Here is a 16,306-nt window from a genome sequence, read left to right as displayed (position 1 = left end):
AAAGGGCTTACAGCCACATCCGACGAGCCGGTCCGAAACACGGAGCGTACCGAATGCCGCGCATTGTAGCCTCAAGCCGTAGGACTGGCACCTAACCGATTTGCCGAGCGGAACGTCGTATCAGCCCGACCACCGGCAACAGGCCCACCAGCACCAAGGTCAAGGCCGGCAATGACGCCCGCGCCCACTCCCCTTCACTGGTCATCTCAAAGATCCGCACCGCCAGGGTGTCCCAGCCAAACGGGCGCATCAGCAGGGTCGCCGGCATTTCCTTGAGCACATCGACGAACACCAGCAACGCTGCGCTCAGGGTGCCCGGCAGCAACAGCGGAAGATACACTTTGCAAAACAGTCGTGGACCGCTCACCCCAAGACTGCGCGCAGCTTCGGGCAACGATGGACGGATACGCGCCAGGCTGTTTTCCAGCGGCCCGTAAGCCACCGCCAGGAAACGCACCAGATACGCCAGCACCAATGCCGCCAAGCTGCCCAGCAACAAGGGTTTGCCCGCGCCACCGAGCCAGCCCGACAACGGCACCACCAGCTCACGGTCCAGGTAGCTGAACGCCAACATGATCGACACCGCCAGTACCGAGCCCGGCAACGCATACCCGACACTGGCCAGGCTGATGCCGGAACGAATTGCCCGGGTCGGCGCCAGGCGGTTGGCGAAGGCCAGTATCAGGGCCACGCTGACCGTGACCAGCGCCGCGATACCGCCCAGGTACAGGGTGTGGACGATCAGGCCGGTATAGCGCTCGTCCAGATCGAAACGGCCGCGCTGCCAGAACCAGGCGAGCAGTTGCAGCATCGGAATGACAAAGGCACAGGCAAACACCAGGCCGCACCAACCACTGGCCGCCGCCGCCTTCCAGCCGCGCAGGTGATACAGCGCCTTGCCGCGCGGCCGCTCATTGCTCGGCCGACTGGCACCGCGGGCACGACGCTCGCCGTAGAGCACCAGCATCACCACCAGCAGCAACAGGCTGGCCAGCTGGGCCGCGCTGGACAGGCTGAAAAAGCCGTACCAGGTCTTGTAGATCGCGGTGGTGAAGGTATCGAAGTTGAACACCGAGACCGCACCGAAATCCGCCAGGGTCTCCATCAGCGCCAGGGCCACGCCGGCGCCAATCGCCGGCCGCGCCATGGGCAGGGCCACGCGCCAGAAGGCTTGCCAGGGCGATTGCCCCAGCACGCGCGCCGCTTCCATCAAGCCCTTGCCCTGGGCCAGGAACGCCGTGCGTGCCAGCAGGTAGACGTAGGGATAGAACACCAGCACCAACACAATGACCACCCCACCGGTGGAACGCACGCGGGGCAGGCGCACGCCGCTGCCGAACGCGTCACGCAGCAGGGTTTGCATCGGCCCCGAGAAGTCCAGCAGGCCGACAAACACAAACGCCAGCACATACGCCGGGATCGCGAACGGCAGCATCAGCGCCCAGTCGAGCCAGCGCCGCCCGGGAAATTCGCAGAGGCTGGTCAGCCACGCCAGGCTCACACCCAGCAAGGTCACGCCGACGCCGACGCCGAGCACCAGGGTCAGGGTATTGCCCAGCAGGCGCGGCATCTGGGTTTCCCACAGATGGGACCAGATCTGCGCGTCGATGCTTTGCCAGGACAGCAACAGCACGCTCAGCGGCAGCAACACCAGGGCGGCGACGCTGAAGACCGGCAGGTACCAGCGGCGTTGGGCGGGGTGGGCCAAGAGCAAATTCCCTGGGAATGGATGATCTACAGACAGACACAAAACAGTGTGGGAGGGAGCAAGCCCCCTCCCACCTACACATTCAGTTCCAGCCGGCCCGATCCATCAGGCGAATCGCCTCGGCCTGGCGCTTGCCCGCCACTTCCACCGGCAAGGTGTCCGCCACGAACTTGCCCCAACTGGCCACTTCAGCCGACGGTGCCACCGTCGGGTTGGCCGGGAACTCCTGATTCACGTCGGCAAAGATCTTCTGCGCCTCAGGCGTGGTCATCCACTCCACCAGCGCCTTGGCTGCTTCCGGGTGCGGCGCGTATTTGGTCAGGCCGATGCCGGACAGGTTCACATGCACGCCACGGTCGCCCTGGTTCGGCCAGAACAGCTTCACCGCCAGGTTCGGCTTCTGCTTGTGCAGGCGGCCGTAGTAGTAAGTGTTGACGATGCCCACGTCGCACTGCCCGGCGTTGATCGCTTCGAGCACGGCGATGTCGTCGGAGAACACATCGGTGGACAGGTTATTCACCCAGCCCTTGACGATTTCTTCGGTCTTGGCCGCGCCATGGGTTTCGATCAGGGTGGCGGTCAGCGACTGGTTGTAGACCTTTTTCGCCGTGCGCAGGCACAGGCGGCCTTCCCATTGTTTGTCGGCCAGGGCTTCGTAGGTGGTCAGCTCGCCTGGCTTCACCCGGTCGGTGGAATAGGCGAGGGTCCGCGCACGCAGGCTCAAACCGGTCCAGGAGTGGGTGGACGAGCGGTATTGCAGCGGAATATTGGCGTCGATCAGCTTGGAGGTGAACGGTTGCAGGATGCCCATCTGCTCGGCCTGCCAGAGGTTGCCGGCGTCGACGGTGAGCAGCAGGTCGGCGGTGGCGTTCTCGCCCTCGGCCTTGATGCGCTGCATCAGCGGGGCTTCCTTGTCGGTGATGAACTTCACCTGCACCCCGGTTTTCTGGGTGTAGGCGTCGAACACCGGCTTGATCAGTTCGTCGATGCGCGAGGAGTAGACCACGACTTCGTCGGCCGCCTGCACGGTGGTGCTGCCGATGAGGGTGAGTGCCAGGGCAGTCAGGAGGCGCTTGGGTGCCGACATGGGTGCGGTCTCTCGTGAACAAAAGAGTACAAATGATAAGGACTCACATTTAGCATCTCAATCACTCACTCGAGTGAGGCGTTACGAGATGTTGCAAAGCCGCGTTCGGCAGTGCGACGTATCGCCTCATCGCGGGCAGGCCCGGGCTGCAGGGTGTGTCAGGGCCTGGCCAGTTCCGGCAGATCCCCGCTCAAGCCAAGGGCCTGGCGCACGAAGATCGCCTTGGCTTCCGGCATCTGGTCGACCACCTTCAAGCCGGCATTGCGCAGCCAACGCAACGGCAGCTGGTCGGCCTGGAACAAGCGCTCGAAACCTTCCATCGCAGCCATCAGCGCCAGGTTGTGCGGCATGCGTCGACGCTCGTAACGGCTCAGCACTTTCACATCCGCCAGGCGTTCGCCGCGCTCGCTCGCCGATAACAGCACCTCGGCCAGCACGGCCGCATCGAGAAAACCGAGGTTCACCCCCTGCCCCGCCAACGGATGGATCACGTGGGCCGCATCGCCGATCAACGCCAGGCCTTCGGCCACATAACGTTTGGCGTGGCGCTGGCGCAGGGGCACACACACACGCGGGTCGGCGCTGAGCACCGTGCCCAGGCGCCCTTCGAAGGCACGCTCCAGCTCACGGCAGAAGTTTTCCTCATCCAACGCCATCAGGCGCGCGGACTCAGCCGGCGTGGTCGACCAGACGATCGAACACCAGTCCTCCTGCCCATCCCGCACCAGCGGCAAAAACGCCAGCGGGCCGGTGTCGGTAAAGCGTTGCCAGGCGGTGCGCCGGTGCGGTTGGCTGCTGCGCACGCTGGTGACGATAGCGTTGTGCAAGTAATCCCATTCGCGGGTCGCGGTGCCGGTCAGACGGCGCACCGCGGAGTTGGCGCCATCGGCGGCGACCACCAGCGGCGCACGCAGTGTGCGGCCGTCGGCCAGGGTCAGCAGCCAGTCATCGCCGGAGCGGCGCATCTGTTCCAGGCGCGCATTGGCCAGCAGGCCCAGGTCGCAGTCGTGCAGGCGATCGAGCAAGGCATCCTGGACCACGCGGTTTTCGACGATATGCCCGAGCACTTCGGCATGCACGCTGGCCGCCGAAAAATGGATCTGCCCGGTGCCGCTGCCGTCCCACACCTGCATCTCGCCATACGGGCTGGCGCGCCGTGCGACGATGCCATCCCACACGCCAAGGCGCTCAAGGATGCGCTGGCTGGCGGCCGACAAGGCGCTCACCCGCGGCTCGAAAGCCGCGTCAGGCTCGAACGGCTTGACGCTCAGCGGGCTGCCGTCGAGCAGCAGCACCTGCAGGCCACTGCCCTGCAACGCCAGCGCCAGGGCGCTCCCGACCATTCCGGCCCCGACAATCAGCACATCTGCGCGCATATCCATGCTTTAAGCCTGTCTCGCTGGCGGCTTGCGCCGCACGTAAAGGGTTAATCTCATCCCGTCCCGAACGATGTAGTCGCGGCTACGCATCGGGACGCGTGCCCAGGCCCATGGCTTGACGGGCGAACCAGCGTTTCGCCGGCGGCAGCAGGTCGAGGCCCAGCAGGCCCATGTTGCGTCCCAGCGCGACCAGCGGCTGGGCGCTGCCGAACAGGCGCGTGACCTGATCGGAGAAACCCACGGTCAGCGTTTGATCCATGCGCTGCCGCTCGCGATATGCCTGCAAGGTCGCCAGGTCACCCGGCACCGCCGGCCCGGCCAGCAAGGCCTCGGCCAAGGCATTCGCATCGCGCAGGGACAGGTTGAAGCCCTGCCCGGCAATCGGGTGCAGGCTGTGGGCGGCATTGCCGAGGATCGCCAGGTGCGAGCGCACTTGTTCTTCGGCTTCCACCAGGGTCAGCGGGTACAGATGCCGCGCACCGACCTGCTTCAAGGTGCCCAGGCGGTAGCCGAACACGCCCTGCAATTCACTGAGGAAACTGCGCTCATCCAGGTTGGCCAGGCGCTGGGCGTCCATGCCGGCACGGGTCCAGACCAGCGCGCAGCGGTTGTCCGGCAGCGGCAGCAGGGCCATCGGGCCTTCATCGGTGAAGCGCTCGAAGGCTTCGCCGTTGTGGGCTTCGCTCGGGGTGATATTGGCGATCAGCGCGCTCTGGTTGTACGGGCGGGATTTCACGCCGATCCCCAGTTGCTCGCGCAGGCCGGAGCGACCGCCGTCGGCCAGCACCGCCAGGTCGCACTCCAGCACGGTTTCGTCGTTGAGGGTCAGGCGATAGCCATCGGGCAGCGGCTCCATGCGCGTGACTTCGGCCGGGCAACGCCAGCTGACCACGTCCTTATCCAGGCCTTGCCACAGGCATTGGCCGAGCCAGGCGTTTTCCACCACGTAGCCGAGGGCCGGCACGCCCTCTTCCATGGCGGATAAGCGCGCGGTGGAGAAGCGCCCGCGGTCCGACACATGGATCTGCTTGATCGGCTCGGCGCGGCGGGAGATGGCCTGCCACAGACCCAGACGCTGATAGATCTGCCGCGCGCCATAGGACAGCGCCGAAGAACGTGCGTCGTAGCTCGGCTGGTAGCTGTCGCCCGGTGCGAAGGGTTCGATCAGCAGGATCTTCCAGCCCCGCGCCTTGGCCCCGTCCTGCAGCGCCAACGCCAGGCTCGCGCCCACCAGGCCGCCGCCGATAATGGCCAGGTTGACCCGGCTCATCGGGCGGCCGCCATCAGCGCTTCGATGTCGGCGACGGTCTTGGGCACGCCGCCGGTCAGAATGTCACAGCCTTGCTTGGTCACTACCACGTCGTCCTCGATGCGTACGCCGATGCCACGCCATTTCTTTGCCACGCTCTGGTTGTCCGGCGAAATATAGATCCCCGGCTCCACGGTCAACGTCATGCCGACCTCCAGCACACGCCATTCACCGCCCACTTTGTACTCGCCGACATCATGCACATCCATCCCCAGCCAATGGCCGGCGCGGTGCATGTAGAACGGTTTGTAGGCTTCGCCGGCGATCAGTTCGTCAACGTCCCCTTGCAGCAACCCCAGCCTCACCAGCCCGGCAGTGATGACCTGCACGGTGGCCTCATGGGCCTGGTTCCAATGCTTGTTCGGTGCAATCTCGGCGAAGGCGGCTTCCTGGGCGGCCAGCACGACTTCATAGATCGCCTGTTGCTCGGGCGAAAACTTGCCGTTGACCGGCCAGGTGCGGGTGATGTCGCTGGCGTAGCAGTCGATCTCGCAGCCGGCGTCGATCAGCACCAGGTCGCCGTCCTTGAGCAGCGCGTCATTCTGCTGGTAATGCAGGATGCAACTGTTGCGCCCGGCGGCGACGATGGAGCCATAGGCCGGCATCTTCGCGCCGCCTTTGCGGAACTCGTAATCCAGTTCGGCTTCGAGGCTGAACTCACGCAAGCCGGCGCGGCTGGCCTGCATGGCCCGCACGTGGGCGGCGCAGGAAATCCGCGCAGCTTCGCGCATCACCTTCACTTCCGCCGCCGATTTATACAGGCGCATATCGTGGAGCAGATGATCCAGGGCAACGAATTCGTTCGGCGGCTGGGCGCCCAGGTGCGCTTTGGAGCGGATGATGTTGATCCACTCCATCAGGTGCCGGTCGAACTCGGCATTGCTGCCCATCGCCGAATACACCCGGTCGCGGCCTTCGATCAGGCCGGGCAGGATGTCGTGGATATCGGTGATGGGGAAGGCATCGTCGGCGCCGAAATCACGGATCGCGCCTTCGGTACCGGCACGCAAGCCGTCCCACAGTTCGCGCTCGGCATTGCGTTCGCGACAGAACAGCACGTACTCGCCGTGCGGGCGACCGGGCATCAGCACGATCACCGCTTCGGGCTCGGGGAAGCCGCTCAGGTACTGGAAATCGCTGTCCTGGCGGTAGACATGTTCGACATCGCGATTGCGGATGGCCACCGCGGCGGCCGGCAGGATCGCGATACTGTTGGGTTCCATCTGCGCCATGAGCGCCTTGCGGCGACGGGTGTATTCCGCTTTCGGGATATGGATCATGGGCAGACGGGCTTCCTTTCTCAGTGCAGCGACGGCTTGGGGGTGGCCGGTTCAGCGGACTTCTTGGTCTCGGTGAACAGCAGCAGCGGCGCGACGCGCAGGTATTCCATGACTTCCATGTAGTCGCCTTCGCCGTCTTCGGACTCTTCCAGGGCATCTTGCACCTGGGAGATGGCCGCCAGGTCCTGCAGCACTTCCTTGGCGTCGGTGCTCAGCTCCAGGCCGCCGGCATTCACGCCAAAGCCATGGAGGAAGCCCTGGCACCATTGGCCCAGCGCGGCAGCACGTTCGGTGAGCGGTGCATCGTCGGTCGGCAGCAGCAGGACCACGGTGACGTCATCACCGGTCAGCTCGCCCTTGACCATTTCCTGCAGGCCGATCAGCGCGTTACGCACGTTCTCGGAGGGCTCGGTTTCCAGCAGTTCGGCCACATCGGCCAGCCAGTTGTCGGCGTCAAAGCCAACACCGGTGCAACTGCGGCCCAGCAACACGCCGTGCAGTTCGGCGGGCGAGCAAGGATGACCGCTGGAGCTCAGCAGTTTGGTAAAAGCATCGTACGGGGAGTTCTGAATGGGCATGGTGAGCTAGGCGCCAGACGGCGCAATGTCTAGAATGAAGCGCTGTATCCTAGCACCGGCAGACGCACCAGACTATCAAGGGCGTCAGATCGTTTATCCTGCAGTTGCCATTCATCAGACAAATCCAGTGGAACCCAATGGAAGACACCGACCTGCAAGCGCTGATGGCCAGACTCGAATTGCTAATTGATCGGGTCGAGCAACTAAAGAGGCAAAACGGACTCCTATTAGCTCAGGAAAAGACCTGGCGCGAGGAACGCGCTCACCTCATTGAAAAAAACGAAATCGCCCGGCGTAAGGTCGAGTCGATGATTTCGCGCCTGAAGGCCCTGGAGCAAGACTCATGAGTTCAAGCAATAGCGTCACCGTGCAGATTCTCGACAAAGAATATTCGATCATCTGCCCCCAGGAAGAGCGCAGCAACCTGGTGAGCGCCGCCCGCTACCTGGACGGCAAGATGCGTGAAATCCGCAGCAGCGGCAAAGTGATCGGCGCCGACCGCATCGCCGTGATGGCCGCGTTGAATATCACCCACGATCTGCTGCATAAGCAGGAGCGCCCGGACGTGCAGGCCAGCGGCTCGACGCGCGAGCAGGTACGTGACCTGCTGGAGCGTGTGGACCTGGCACTGTCCAACGATTCCGACGCATCCAAGGGCTGATTGCCGCATCTGTTTAAGGTATACTCGCCCCACTCCCTGGCGTGCTTGCCAGTCGGCGATGTCCCGGAGCCGATTCGCACTACCCTGGAAGTTGCACGTTTGGCTGGTGTGCATGTCCGCTAGACGGAAAGCCTTAAAGCCTACTGCTTCTTCCACCTTGAACTTTCGGGTTCAAGGGCTTAGTCGACAGCGGTTCTGTCGGGGAGCCTGAATCCCAAACTCAATGCCAGTCCCAGGACTGGCATTGTTTTATGAGCCGAAAAACCATGACCGAACCTGCGCCGCTTTCCCGTCCGCAACTTCGACGCATGTTGCGCAACGCCCGCTGCGCACTCACGCCAAGCGAGCAGCGAAAAGCCGCCCAAGGCGTGTATCGGCAACTGGCACAGCACCCGCTGTTTCGCCGGGCCAAGCATATTTCCCTGTATCTGCCGACGGACGGTGAAATCGATCCGCGCTTGCTGCTGCGTGCGGCTCAGCGGCGGGGCAAGGCCACTTACCTGCCGGTGCTCAGCGCCTGGCCACGGACCAAGATGGTGTTCCAGCGCGTTCGCCCCGGGGAGACGTTGCAGCCCAATCGCTTTCGCATTCTTGAACCACGGGTGAATGTCCGCCGCCAGCGCAAGGTCTGGGCGCTGGACCTGGTGCTATTGCCGTTGGTGGGGTTCGATGACGCGGGGGGACGGCTGGGCATGGGTGGCGGTTTTTATGACCGCAGCCTGGCTTACCTGGCGCGCCGCCAGCACTGGCGCAAGCCGACGCTGCTGGGCCTGGCCCATGAATGCCAGAAAGTCGAACAGCTGGTGCAGGCGAGTTGGGATGTGCCGTTGGCGGGCACCGTCACCGATAAGCAGTGGTATATCGCACAGGCGTCGCTGGAACCCGCGACGCCCTGAAGAAGGGTTAACGCTTGAACGGTTGTAGCGGCTGCTGGGTCAGTTCAACGGGCGCATCGGTCTTGTTCGACCATAAGCTTTGCGCATACCCGGTGGTCACGACGCCCAGACCAAACAAAATAACCAGTATCCATAGTAAATCCGGTTTGCGTTGCATCGATTGCCCCCCTTCAGGCACCTCGTACACGATGACAACAACGTTCCAAAGTAGTCCGTTGCAGCTGCGTCAAGCTTAAAATCCCGGCATTCTGCGTTAACGTGAACCAACACGCAAACCTTGACGCCAACCGACCGTCGGTTTGTCATGCAATTGCCCCACAACCTGTCCAACGCCTTTTTCAGGAGCCCCCCAATGGCCTACTGGCTGATGAAATCCGAGCCCGACGAACTCTCCATCACCGGCCTGGAACACCTCGGCGAAGCGCGATGGGACGGGGTTCGCAACTATCAGGCGCGCAACTTTCTGCGTGCGATGGCGGTGGGCGATGAGTTTTTCTTCTACCACTCCAGCTGCCCCGAGCCTGGCATTGCCGGCATCGGCAAAATCGTCGTGGCGGCGTATCCCGACCCCACCGCGCTGGAACCTTCCAGCCACTATTTCGACGCCAAGGCCAGCCCGGACAAAAACCCGTGGAGCGCGATCGACGTGGCCCACGTCCAGACGTTTCCCAAGGTGCTCGGCCTGGGTTATCTGAAGCAGCAAACCGCCCTGGCCGAACTGCCCCTGGTGCAAAAAGGCAGCCGTCTGTCAGTGATGCCGGTGACCGCCGAGCAATGGTCGGCGGTCCTCGCGCTGGGCTGAACCGCAGAACCTTGCAGTCACGCGCCCGGCGCATGCATCTGCAGCGCAACCGGGTTAGGCTTGCGCTTCATTTGACCCGCATCAAGCGCCCTCGGGCCGAACCCGTCAGACTAGGACGCTAACACCGCAGGAAGCATCTATGTCCACGAACCACCGCACCTCCCAGCTGTTTGCCACCCTCCTGATTGTGTTGCTGCTCGCCGCTGGCGGTTTCGGTTACTGGAAATCCACCCAGGACCGCCTGCCCGAAGGCTTGAGCATGGGTAATGGCCGCCTGGAATCCACCGAAGTGCAGATCGCCGCCAAGATCCCCGGGCGTCTGGAAGAAGTGCGGGTGGATGAAGGCGACAAGGTACTCAAGGGCCAACTGCTCGCGCGCATGGACACCCGCACCCTGGAAGCCCAGCGCGCCCAGGCCGAAGCCGAAGTGCTGCGGGCCAGAGAAAACCTCGCCGCCGCCGAGGCCAATGTGCAATTGCGTCAGAGCGAACAACTGCTCGCCCACCAGGAACTCCAGCGGACCCAGGAGCTGTACAAACGCGGCTTCGCCAGTGGCCAACTGATCGACCAACAGCAGGCGCGCCAGAACACCGGGAATGCGGCCGTGGTCGCCGCCCAGGCCCAGGTCAATTCGGCCAAGGCCGCCATCGGCGCCGCCCAGGCCCAGGTGGCGCAGCTCACCAGCGAAATCGACGACAGCAGCCTGCGCGCACCCATCGACGGCATTATCCAGCTGCGCCTGGCCGAGCCGGGCGAAGTGCTCGGCGCCGGCGGGCGCGTATTGCTGCTGATCGACCCCGAGGATCAGTACATGAACCTCTACCTGCCTGCCTCGGTGACCGGCGCCCTGACCGTCGGCAGCGATGCGCGCATCCTCCTCGACGCGCTCCCCGGCCAATCGCTGCCGGCCAAAATCAGCTTCGTCGCGGCCAAATCGCAGTTCACCCCCAAAGAGGTGGAGACCCGCGATGAACGCCAGAAACTGGTATTCCGCGTCAAATTGCGCCTGACCCAACCCAGCGCCGTGCCGCAGGCCAAACCGGGCATGCCCGGCGCCGGCTACATTCGCACGGCTGACATCCCATGGCCGGCCAACCTGCAATGACCGATCTGGCGCTGCACGCCACCGGCATCCAGCACCGCTACGGCAAACAACAGGCGCTGGTCGATATCGCCTTCAGCTTGCCCGCCGGCACGCGCTGCGGGCTGATCGGCCCGGATGGCGCCGGCAAGTCGAGCCTGCTGGGCTTGATCGCCGGGGTTAAAAAACTCCAGGACGGCCAACTGGAGGTGCTCGGCGGCTCCATCGCCAACCGCCGCCACCGCAACAGCCTGTACCCGCGCATCGCCTTCATGCCTCAAGGCCTGGGCGGCAACCTGTACCCCGAACTGTCCATCCGCGAAAACATCCGCTTCTTTGCGACGCTGTTCGGCCTGTCCAAAGCCGATTGCGACCAGCGCATGCACAACCTGCTGCTGGCCACCGACCTCGAGCGCTTCGCCGAACGGCCGGCCGGCAAACTCTCCGGCGGGATGAAGCAGAAACTCGGCCTGTGCTGCGCGCTGATCCACGACCCGGACCTGTTGATCCTCGACGAGCCCACCACCGGGGTCGACCCGCTGTCCCGTCGGCGCTTCTGGGAACTGGTCGAAACCGTGCGCAGCGAGCGTCCGCAACTGACGCTGCTGGTGGCCACGGCCTACATGGAAGAGGCCGAGCAGTTTGAACATTGCCTGATGCTCGACCGCGGCAAACTGATCGCCGACGGTTTGAGCAGTGAGCTGGCGGCAGTGACCCCCAGCGGCAAACTGGACGAAGCCTTCACCCACTTCCAGGGCGACAGCGCCCACGACAATCAGCCGCTGGTCATCCCGCCGCGCGCAGGCGACAACACCGATATCGCCATCGAAGCCCACGACCTGACCCTGCGCTTTGGCGACTTCACCGCCGTCGATAAAGTCAGCTTCGCCATCGGCCGGGGCGAGATCTTCGGTTTTCTCGGCTCCAACGGCTGCGGCAAGACCACCACCATGAAAGTCCTCACCGGCCTGATGCCGGCCACCGAGGGCAGTGCCACGTTGCTGGGCAACCCGGTGAACGCCAAGGACCTGGCCACCCGCAAGCGTGTGGGTTTCATGTCGCAGAGCTTTTCGCTGTATGGCGAACTCAGCGTGCTTCAGAACCTGGTGCTGCACGCGCAGTTGTTCGATTTGCCCAAAGTCGACAGCGGCAAGCGGATCGACGAGCTGATCCAGCGTTTCGACCTCAGCGAGGTGGCCGAGCAGCCGTCGGGCGAACTGCCCCTCGGCTTGCGTCAGCGCTTGTCGTTGGCCGTGGCGGTGCTGCATCGTCCTGAAGTGCTGATCCTCGATGAACCGACCTCGGGCGTCGACCCAGCGGCGCGGGATGACTTCTGGCGGCTGCTGATCGAACTGTCGCGCGAACAAGGGGTGACGATCTTTCTGTCCACCCACTTCATGAACGAAGCCCAGCGTTGCGACCGCATCTCCCTGATGCACGCCGGCAAGGTGCTCGCCTGCGACACGCCCGACGCGCTGCAGCAGCAATTCCACGGCGACACCCTCGAAGCCGCGTTCGTCACGTGCCTGGAGCAAGCCCAGGGCGAGGCCGAACCTACCGCGCCCACCGCCACCGTCAGCGAAACCAGCACGCCGCCGGTGAGCAAGCGCGGCTTCAGCCTGTCGCGCCTGCTGGCCGTGGCCAGCCGTGAAGGCAAGGAACTGCTGCGCGACAAGGTGCGTATGGCCTTCGCCCTGCTCGGGGCGATGTTCATGATGGTGATCTTCGGCTACGGCATTTCCCTGGACGTGGAAAACCTCGCCTTCGCCGTCTACGACCAGGACCAGACCCCGCAAAGCCGCGCCTACCTGGAGGCGTTTCGCGGCTCACGCTATTTCGCCGAACAAACGCCGATCCAGGATGCCAACGAACTGCACCGGCGCCTGCAACGTTCGGAAATCAAACTGGCCCTGGAAATCCCGCCCGGTTTTGGTCGTGACCTCTACGCCGGCCGCCAACCCAGCGTGGCGGCCTGGCTCGACGGCGGCATGCCGTTTCGCGCGGAAACCAGCCGGAACTATGTAGAAGCGGTCCACCAGGCCAACCTGCAGCAACTGGCCGAGCTGAGCAGCCAGCCGCAGAACAGCCAAGGCGCGGCCAAGCTCGAAACCCGCTTTCGCTACAACCAGGATGTGGTCAGTGTGAACGCCATCGGCCCAGGCGTGATGGCACTGATCCTCGCCTTCATCCCGGCGATGCTCACCGCCCTGGGCATCGTGCGCGAAAAGGAGCTGGGTTCGATCACCAACTTCTACGCCACGCCCCTGACCCGCCTGGAATTCCTGCTGGGCAAACAGACCCCGTACCTGGCCGTGAGCCTGATCAACCTGGCGGTGCTGGTCGCGATGAACCGCTGGCTGTTCGGCGTGCCGTTCAAGGGCAGCGGCCTGACCCTGGCTTTCGGCGGCCTGCTGTACGTGCTCGCCACCACCAGCATGGGCCTGCTGATTTCCGCGTTCACCCGCACCCAGATCGCCGCGATCCTCGGCACCATGATCATCACCAGCCTGCCGACCATCCAGTTCTCCGGGCTGATCGTGCCGCGTTCGTCCCTGGAAGGTGCGGCGGCGGTGATGGGCACGCTGTTTCCGGCGGGGCACTTTCTCGATATTGCGGTGGGCACGTTCACCAAGGCCCTCGACCTGCGGCAACTGTGGCCGCAGTGCCTGGCGCTGTTCGGGTTTTTCCTCGGGTTTACCGGGCTTAGCCTGATCATGCTGAAGAAGCAGGAGGCTTGATGCATAAGTTCGCGCACATCCTGCGCCTGGGGATCAAGGAACTGACCAGCCTGCGCCACGACAGCGTGCTGCTGCTGTTTCTGTTCTACGCCTTCACGGTCGCGATCTACATGCCCGCGGCCGGCTCGGTGATTGGCGTACACAACGCCAGCGTGGCGTTTGTCGACGAGGACCACAGCGCGATCTCGCGGCAGATGGCCGAGGCGTTGCAGCCGCCCGAGTTCCAGTCACCCGTGCCGTTGGCGTATGACCAGTTGGATAAGGTCATGGACAGCGGCCAGTACACGTTCGTGATCAACGTACCGGCGAATTTCCAGGCCGACCTGCTGGCCGGTCGCGAGCCCGATGTGCAGGTGAACGTCGATGCCACGGCGATGAGCCAGGCGTTCATGGGCGCCGGCTACATCGGGAGGATTTTCCAACGCGAGCTGCTGACCTACAGCGGCCAGGCCGACTCCGCCAGCAAAGCGCCGGCGTTGCTGACAACGCGGGCGCTGTTCAATACCAACCTGGAGGGCGGCTGGTTCCTCGCAGTCATCCAGATCGTCAACAACATCACCATCCTCGCCATCGTGCTCACCGGCACCGCGCTGCTGCGCGAGCGCGAACATGGCACCCTCGACCATTTGCTGGTGCTGCCGCTGACGGCGCTGGAAATCATGCTGGCGAAAATCTGGAGCAACCTGCTGGTGGTGGTGCTGTGTACCTGGGTGTCACTGGAAGTGGTGGTCAAGGGCATGCTCGGCGTGCCGCTGGCCGGGTCGCTGAGCCTGTTTCTGTTCGTGACCGCGCTGTACCTGTTTGCCAGCACCGCCCTGGGGATCTTCCTCGCCACCCTCGCCCGCTCGACGCCGCAGTTCGGCTTGCTGGCAATCCCAGTGATCATCCCGATGCTGTTGCTCTCCGGCGGCAGCACGCCGCTGGACAGCATGCCCGAATGGTTGCAGTGGGTGATGCAGGCCTCGCCGTCGACGCACTTTGTGAGCCTGAGCGCGGCGATCCTGTTCCGCGATGCGGGCATGAGCGTGGTGTGGCCGGACATGCTGGCGCTGGCGGGAATTGGCTTGCTGTTCTTTTTGGTGGCGCTGGCGCGGTTCCGCAAGAGCCTGGCGTCTTGAGGTGCCTGCCCGGCCGCTATCGCAGGCAAGCCTGCTCTCACAGGTGGAACGCATTCCCTTGTGGGAGCGGGCTTGCTTGCGATCGTCGCGCCGTGACTATTGGATGATCAGGTTGTTGAACAACAGGTCTTCCACCACCGGCTTGCCGGTTTCGTCGTTCATCACTTGCTGGGTCTGCTTCAGGGCTTCCTGGCGCAGTTTTTCCTTACCCTCAACCGTGCTCATGGTCTCGTTGGTTTGCTGGGTGAACAGCGCCACCAGTTGATTACGAATCAACGCATCGTTGGCTTTGATGGCGGCGGCCGCGTCGGTGCCGGTCACGCGCAGAGCGATATCGGCCTTGTACACCTTGAGCTTGGACGTACCGTCCAAGCCATAGTTGCCCACGAACGGCGGGGCCAGGCTGATATAGCTGACCTTCGGCGCCTCGCCTTCTTTCGCCTCTTGCGCCTGGGCTGCCATTGGCAAGGTCAGGGCCAGCATCAACAGAATCCACGCTTTCACAGTTCATTCCTCACATTCGGTAGCCCAGTAGCATAACGCTAGCAAGGCAGAGCACAAGCTTATGGCGACTTATCAGGCCCGGGCATGCTCGTTGACCCACGGGCATACCCTCCTACACTTATCGGCCACGACGCCAAAAGGAATAGTCCGATGAAAGCTGTGCTGTGCAAAGCCTTCGGCCCCGCCGAAACCCTGGTGCTGGAAGACATCGCCAGCCCGGCGATCAAGAAGAACGAAATCCTGTTGGACGTGCATGCCGCCGGGGTCAACTTCCCGGACACGCTGATCATCGAAGGCAAGTACCAGTTCAAGCCGCCGTTCCCGTTCTCGCCGGGTGGCGAAGCGGCGGGCGTGGTCAGTGAAGTGGGGGAAAAGGTCAGCCACCTGAAGGTTGGAGACCGCGTGATGGCCCTGACCGGCTGGGGCAGTTTTGCCGAGCAGGTCGCGGTGCCCGGCTATAACGTGCTGCCGATCCCGCCCAGCATGGGCTTCAACACCGCCGCCGCGTTCAGCATGACCTACGGCACCTCGATGCATGCGCTGAAACAACGGGCCAACCTGCAGCCCGGCGAAACCTTGCTGGTCCTCGGCGCCTCCGGCGGCGTGGGCCTGGCTGCCGTGGAAATCGGCAAGGCCATGGGCGCCCGGGTCATCGCCGCCGCCAGCAGCGCCGACAAACTGGCGGTGGCCAAGGCCGCCGGCGCCGATGAGCTGATCAACTACAGCGAAGCCAGCCTGAAAGATGAGGTCAAGCGCCTGACCGACGGGAACGGCGCCGACGTGATCTACGACCCGGTGGGCGGCGACTTGTTTGACCAGGCCATCCGCGCCATTGCCTGGAACGGCCGCCTGCTGGTGGTGGGTTTTGCCAGCGGGCGCATTCCGGAGCTGCCGGTGAACCTGGCGCTGCTCAAGGGCGCGGCCGTGGTCGGAGTGTTCTGGGGCGCGTTCGCCCAGCGCCAGCCGCAGGACAATGCGGCGAACTTCCAGCAGCTGTTTGGTTGGTATGCCGAGGGCAAGTTGAAACCGCTGGTGTCGCAGGTGTATCCGCTGGAACAGGCAGCCCAGGCGATCAATGACCTGGGGCAGCGCAAGGCGGTGGGTAAGGTGGTCGTGCAAACCCGCCTGCCGAGGTGAAATGCGCTTGAATGTGGGAGGGGCGGTG

16 protein-coding genes and 1 other RNA gene are annotated in these 16,306 nt (G+C 63.9%); 9 read left to right on the top strand and 8 right to left on the bottom strand.

All coding sequences use genetic code 11. The annotated features are described in order from the left end of the window. Positions 1-91: 91 nt before the first annotated feature. The 6 genes from C8K66_RS11090 to C8K66_RS11065 form a co-directional block, all read right to left on the bottom strand. On the bottom strand, positions 92-1,708 hold the full coding sequence (locus C8K66_RS11090) for an iron ABC transporter permease (protein WP_108524840.1): 1,617 nt from the start codon (positions 1,706-1,708) through the stop codon (positions 92-94). A gap of 82 nt (positions 1,709-1,790) precedes the next feature. Beyond that, the gene (locus C8K66_RS11085) at positions 1,791-2,795 is read right to left on the bottom strand and encodes an extracellular solute-binding protein (protein WP_108524838.1); all 1,005 of its coding nucleotides are present in this window, start codon (positions 2,793-2,795) and stop codon (positions 1,791-1,793) included. Positions 2,796-2,953: 158 nt separating this feature from the next. Beyond that, positions 2,954-4,171, bottom strand: a complete 1,218-nt coding sequence (locus C8K66_RS11080; RefSeq protein WP_164887041.1) for a 2-octaprenyl-3-methyl-6-methoxy-1,4-benzoquinol hydroxylase — start codon at positions 4,169-4,171, stop codon at positions 2,954-2,956. Between the two features lie 85 nt (positions 4,172-4,256). Continuing rightward, positions 4,257-5,444 (bottom strand): 2-octaprenyl-6-methoxyphenyl hydroxylase, encoded by a 1,188-nt coding sequence (ubiH, locus tag C8K66_RS11075; RefSeq protein ID WP_046381698.1) that lies wholly within the window; start codon positions 5,442-5,444, stop codon positions 4,257-4,259. Continuing rightward, complete coding sequence (gene pepP / locus C8K66_RS11070) at positions 5,441-6,763, bottom strand: Xaa-Pro aminopeptidase (RefSeq protein ID WP_046381697.1); 1,323 nt, start codon at positions 6,761-6,763, stop codon at positions 5,441-5,443. Before pepP ends, ubiH begins: the two co-directional genes overlap by 4 nt. A 20-nt stretch (positions 6,764-6,783) precedes the next feature. Next, a complete protein-coding gene (locus C8K66_RS11065; RefSeq protein WP_017845110.1) occupies positions 6,784-7,341 on the bottom strand; it encodes a YecA family protein in 558 nt (185 codons plus the stop codon). A 137-nt stretch (positions 7,342-7,478) separates the two neighbouring features. Here C8K66_RS11065 and C8K66_RS11060 point away from each other — a divergent pair, with 137 nt between their 5' ends. The 4 genes from C8K66_RS11060 (at position 7,479) to C8K66_RS11045 (ending at position 8,898) form a co-directional block, all read left to right on the top strand. Beyond that, complete coding sequence (locus tag C8K66_RS11060) at positions 7,479-7,688, top strand: TIGR02449 family protein (RefSeq protein ID WP_017845111.1); 210 nt, start codon at positions 7,479-7,481, stop codon at positions 7,686-7,688. Further along, positions 7,685-8,002, top strand: a complete 318-nt coding sequence (locus tag C8K66_RS11055) for a cell division protein ZapA (protein WP_108524836.1) — start codon at positions 7,685-7,687, stop codon at positions 8,000-8,002. The genes C8K66_RS11060 and C8K66_RS11055 overlap by 4 nt, the downstream gene beginning before the upstream one ends. Positions 8,003-8,032: 30 nt before the next feature. Continuing rightward, positions 8,033-8,211: non-coding RNA, 6S RNA (gene ssrS / locus C8K66_RS11050), on the top strand. 57 nt (positions 8,212-8,268) lie between these two features. Next, positions 8,269-8,898, top strand: a complete 630-nt coding sequence (locus C8K66_RS11045) for a 5-formyltetrahydrofolate cyclo-ligase (protein ID WP_108524834.1) — start codon at positions 8,269-8,271, stop codon at positions 8,896-8,898. Positions 8,899-8,905: 7 nt separating this feature from the next. On the opposite strand, the gene C8K66_RS30990 is transcribed toward C8K66_RS11045, so the two are convergent. Further along, positions 8,906-9,055, bottom strand: a complete 150-nt coding sequence (locus C8K66_RS30990) for a hypothetical protein (protein ID WP_090234720.1) — start codon at positions 9,053-9,055, stop codon at positions 8,906-8,908. A 195-nt stretch (positions 9,056-9,250) separates the two neighbouring features. Between C8K66_RS30990 and C8K66_RS11040 the strand changes: the two genes are divergently transcribed. The 4 genes from C8K66_RS11040 (at position 9,251) to C8K66_RS11025 (ending at position 14,637) form a co-directional block, all read left to right on the top strand. Continuing rightward, on the top strand, positions 9,251-9,700 hold the full coding sequence (locus tag C8K66_RS11040) for an EVE domain-containing protein (protein WP_046381695.1): 450 nt from the start codon (positions 9,251-9,253) through the stop codon (positions 9,698-9,700). Positions 9,701-9,839: 139 nt separating this feature from the next. Then, on the top strand, positions 9,840-10,805 hold the full coding sequence (locus tag C8K66_RS11035; RefSeq protein ID WP_046381694.1) for an HlyD family secretion protein: 966 nt from the start codon (positions 9,840-9,842) through the stop codon (positions 10,803-10,805). Continuing rightward, positions 10,802-13,519: a ribosome-associated ATPase/putative transporter RbbA gene (rbbA, locus tag C8K66_RS11030; RefSeq protein WP_108524982.1), complete on the top strand. Its 2,718-nt coding sequence runs from the start codon at positions 10,802-10,804 to the stop codon at positions 13,517-13,519. The genes C8K66_RS11035 and rbbA overlap by 4 nt, the downstream gene beginning before the upstream one ends. Continuing rightward, positions 13,519-14,637 (top strand): ABC transporter permease, encoded by a 1,119-nt coding sequence (locus tag C8K66_RS11025; RefSeq protein ID WP_046381693.1) that lies wholly within the window; start codon positions 13,519-13,521, stop codon positions 14,635-14,637. The genes rbbA and C8K66_RS11025 overlap by 1 nt, the downstream gene beginning before the upstream one ends. Before the next feature lie 96 nt (positions 14,638-14,733). Here C8K66_RS11025 and C8K66_RS11020 read toward each other — a convergent pair whose 3' ends face one another. Next, on the bottom strand, positions 14,734-15,141 hold the full coding sequence (locus C8K66_RS11020) for a flagellar basal body-associated protein FliL (RefSeq protein ID WP_017845119.1): 408 nt from the start codon (positions 15,139-15,141) through the stop codon (positions 14,734-14,736). 150 nt (positions 15,142-15,291) lie between these two features. Between C8K66_RS11020 and C8K66_RS11015 the strand changes: the two genes are divergently transcribed. Beyond that, entirely contained in the window at positions 15,292-16,278 is a 987-nt protein-coding gene (locus tag C8K66_RS11015) for an NADPH:quinone oxidoreductase family protein (protein ID WP_017845120.1), read from the top strand. Positions 16,279-16,306: the final 28 nt, after the last annotated feature.

This window comes from Pseudomonas sp. GV105 (assembly GCF_003058185.1).
GTDB lineage: Bacteria > Pseudomonadota > Gammaproteobacteria > Pseudomonadales > Pseudomonadaceae > Aquipseudomonas > Aquipseudomonas veronii.
Note: the sequence above shows the minus strand (reverse complement) of the source record. Positions and strands in the feature narration are given on the sequence as shown.

Coding starts and splice junctions, on each gene's coding strand:
- C8K66_RS11085 (WP_108524838.1), bottom strand. CDS start 2,795: ATGTCGGCACCCAAGCGCCTCCTGACTGCCCTGGCACTCACCCTCATC.
- C8K66_RS11080 (WP_164887041.1), bottom strand. CDS start 4,171: ATGCGCGCAGATGTGCTGATTGTCGGGGCCGGAATGGTCGGGAGCGCC.
- ubiH (WP_046381698.1), bottom strand. CDS start 5,444: ATGAGCCGGGTCAACCTGGCCATTATCGGCGGCGGCCTGGTGGGCGCG.
- pepP (WP_046381697.1), bottom strand. CDS start 6,763: ATGATCCATATCCCGAAAGCGGAATACACCCGTCGCCGCAAGGCGCTC.
- C8K66_RS11065 (WP_017845110.1), bottom strand. CDS start 7,341: ATGCCCATTCAGAACTCCCCGTACGATGCTTTTACCAAACTGCTGAGC.
- C8K66_RS11060 (WP_017845111.1), top strand. CDS start 7,479: ATGGAAGACACCGACCTGCAAGCGCTGATGGCCAGACTCGAATTGCTA.
- C8K66_RS11055 (WP_108524836.1), top strand. CDS start 7,685: ATGAGTTCAAGCAATAGCGTCACCGTGCAGATTCTCGACAAAGAATAT.
- C8K66_RS11045 (WP_108524834.1), top strand. CDS start 8,269: ATGACCGAACCTGCGCCGCTTTCCCGTCCGCAACTTCGACGCATGTTG.
- C8K66_RS30990 (WP_090234720.1), bottom strand. CDS start 9,055: ATGCAACGCAAACCGGATTTACTATGGATACTGGTTATTTTGTTTGGT.
- C8K66_RS11040 (WP_046381695.1), top strand. CDS start 9,251: ATGGCCTACTGGCTGATGAAATCCGAGCCCGACGAACTCTCCATCACC.
- C8K66_RS11035 (WP_046381694.1), top strand. CDS start 9,840: ATGTCCACGAACCACCGCACCTCCCAGCTGTTTGCCACCCTCCTGATT.
- rbbA (WP_108524982.1), top strand. CDS start 10,802: ATGACCGATCTGGCGCTGCACGCCACCGGCATCCAGCACCGCTACGGC.
- C8K66_RS11025 (WP_046381693.1), top strand. CDS start 13,519: ATGCATAAGTTCGCGCACATCCTGCGCCTGGGGATCAAGGAACTGACC.
- C8K66_RS11015 (WP_017845120.1), top strand. CDS start 15,292: ATGAAAGCTGTGCTGTGCAAAGCCTTCGGCCCCGCCGAAACCCTGGTG.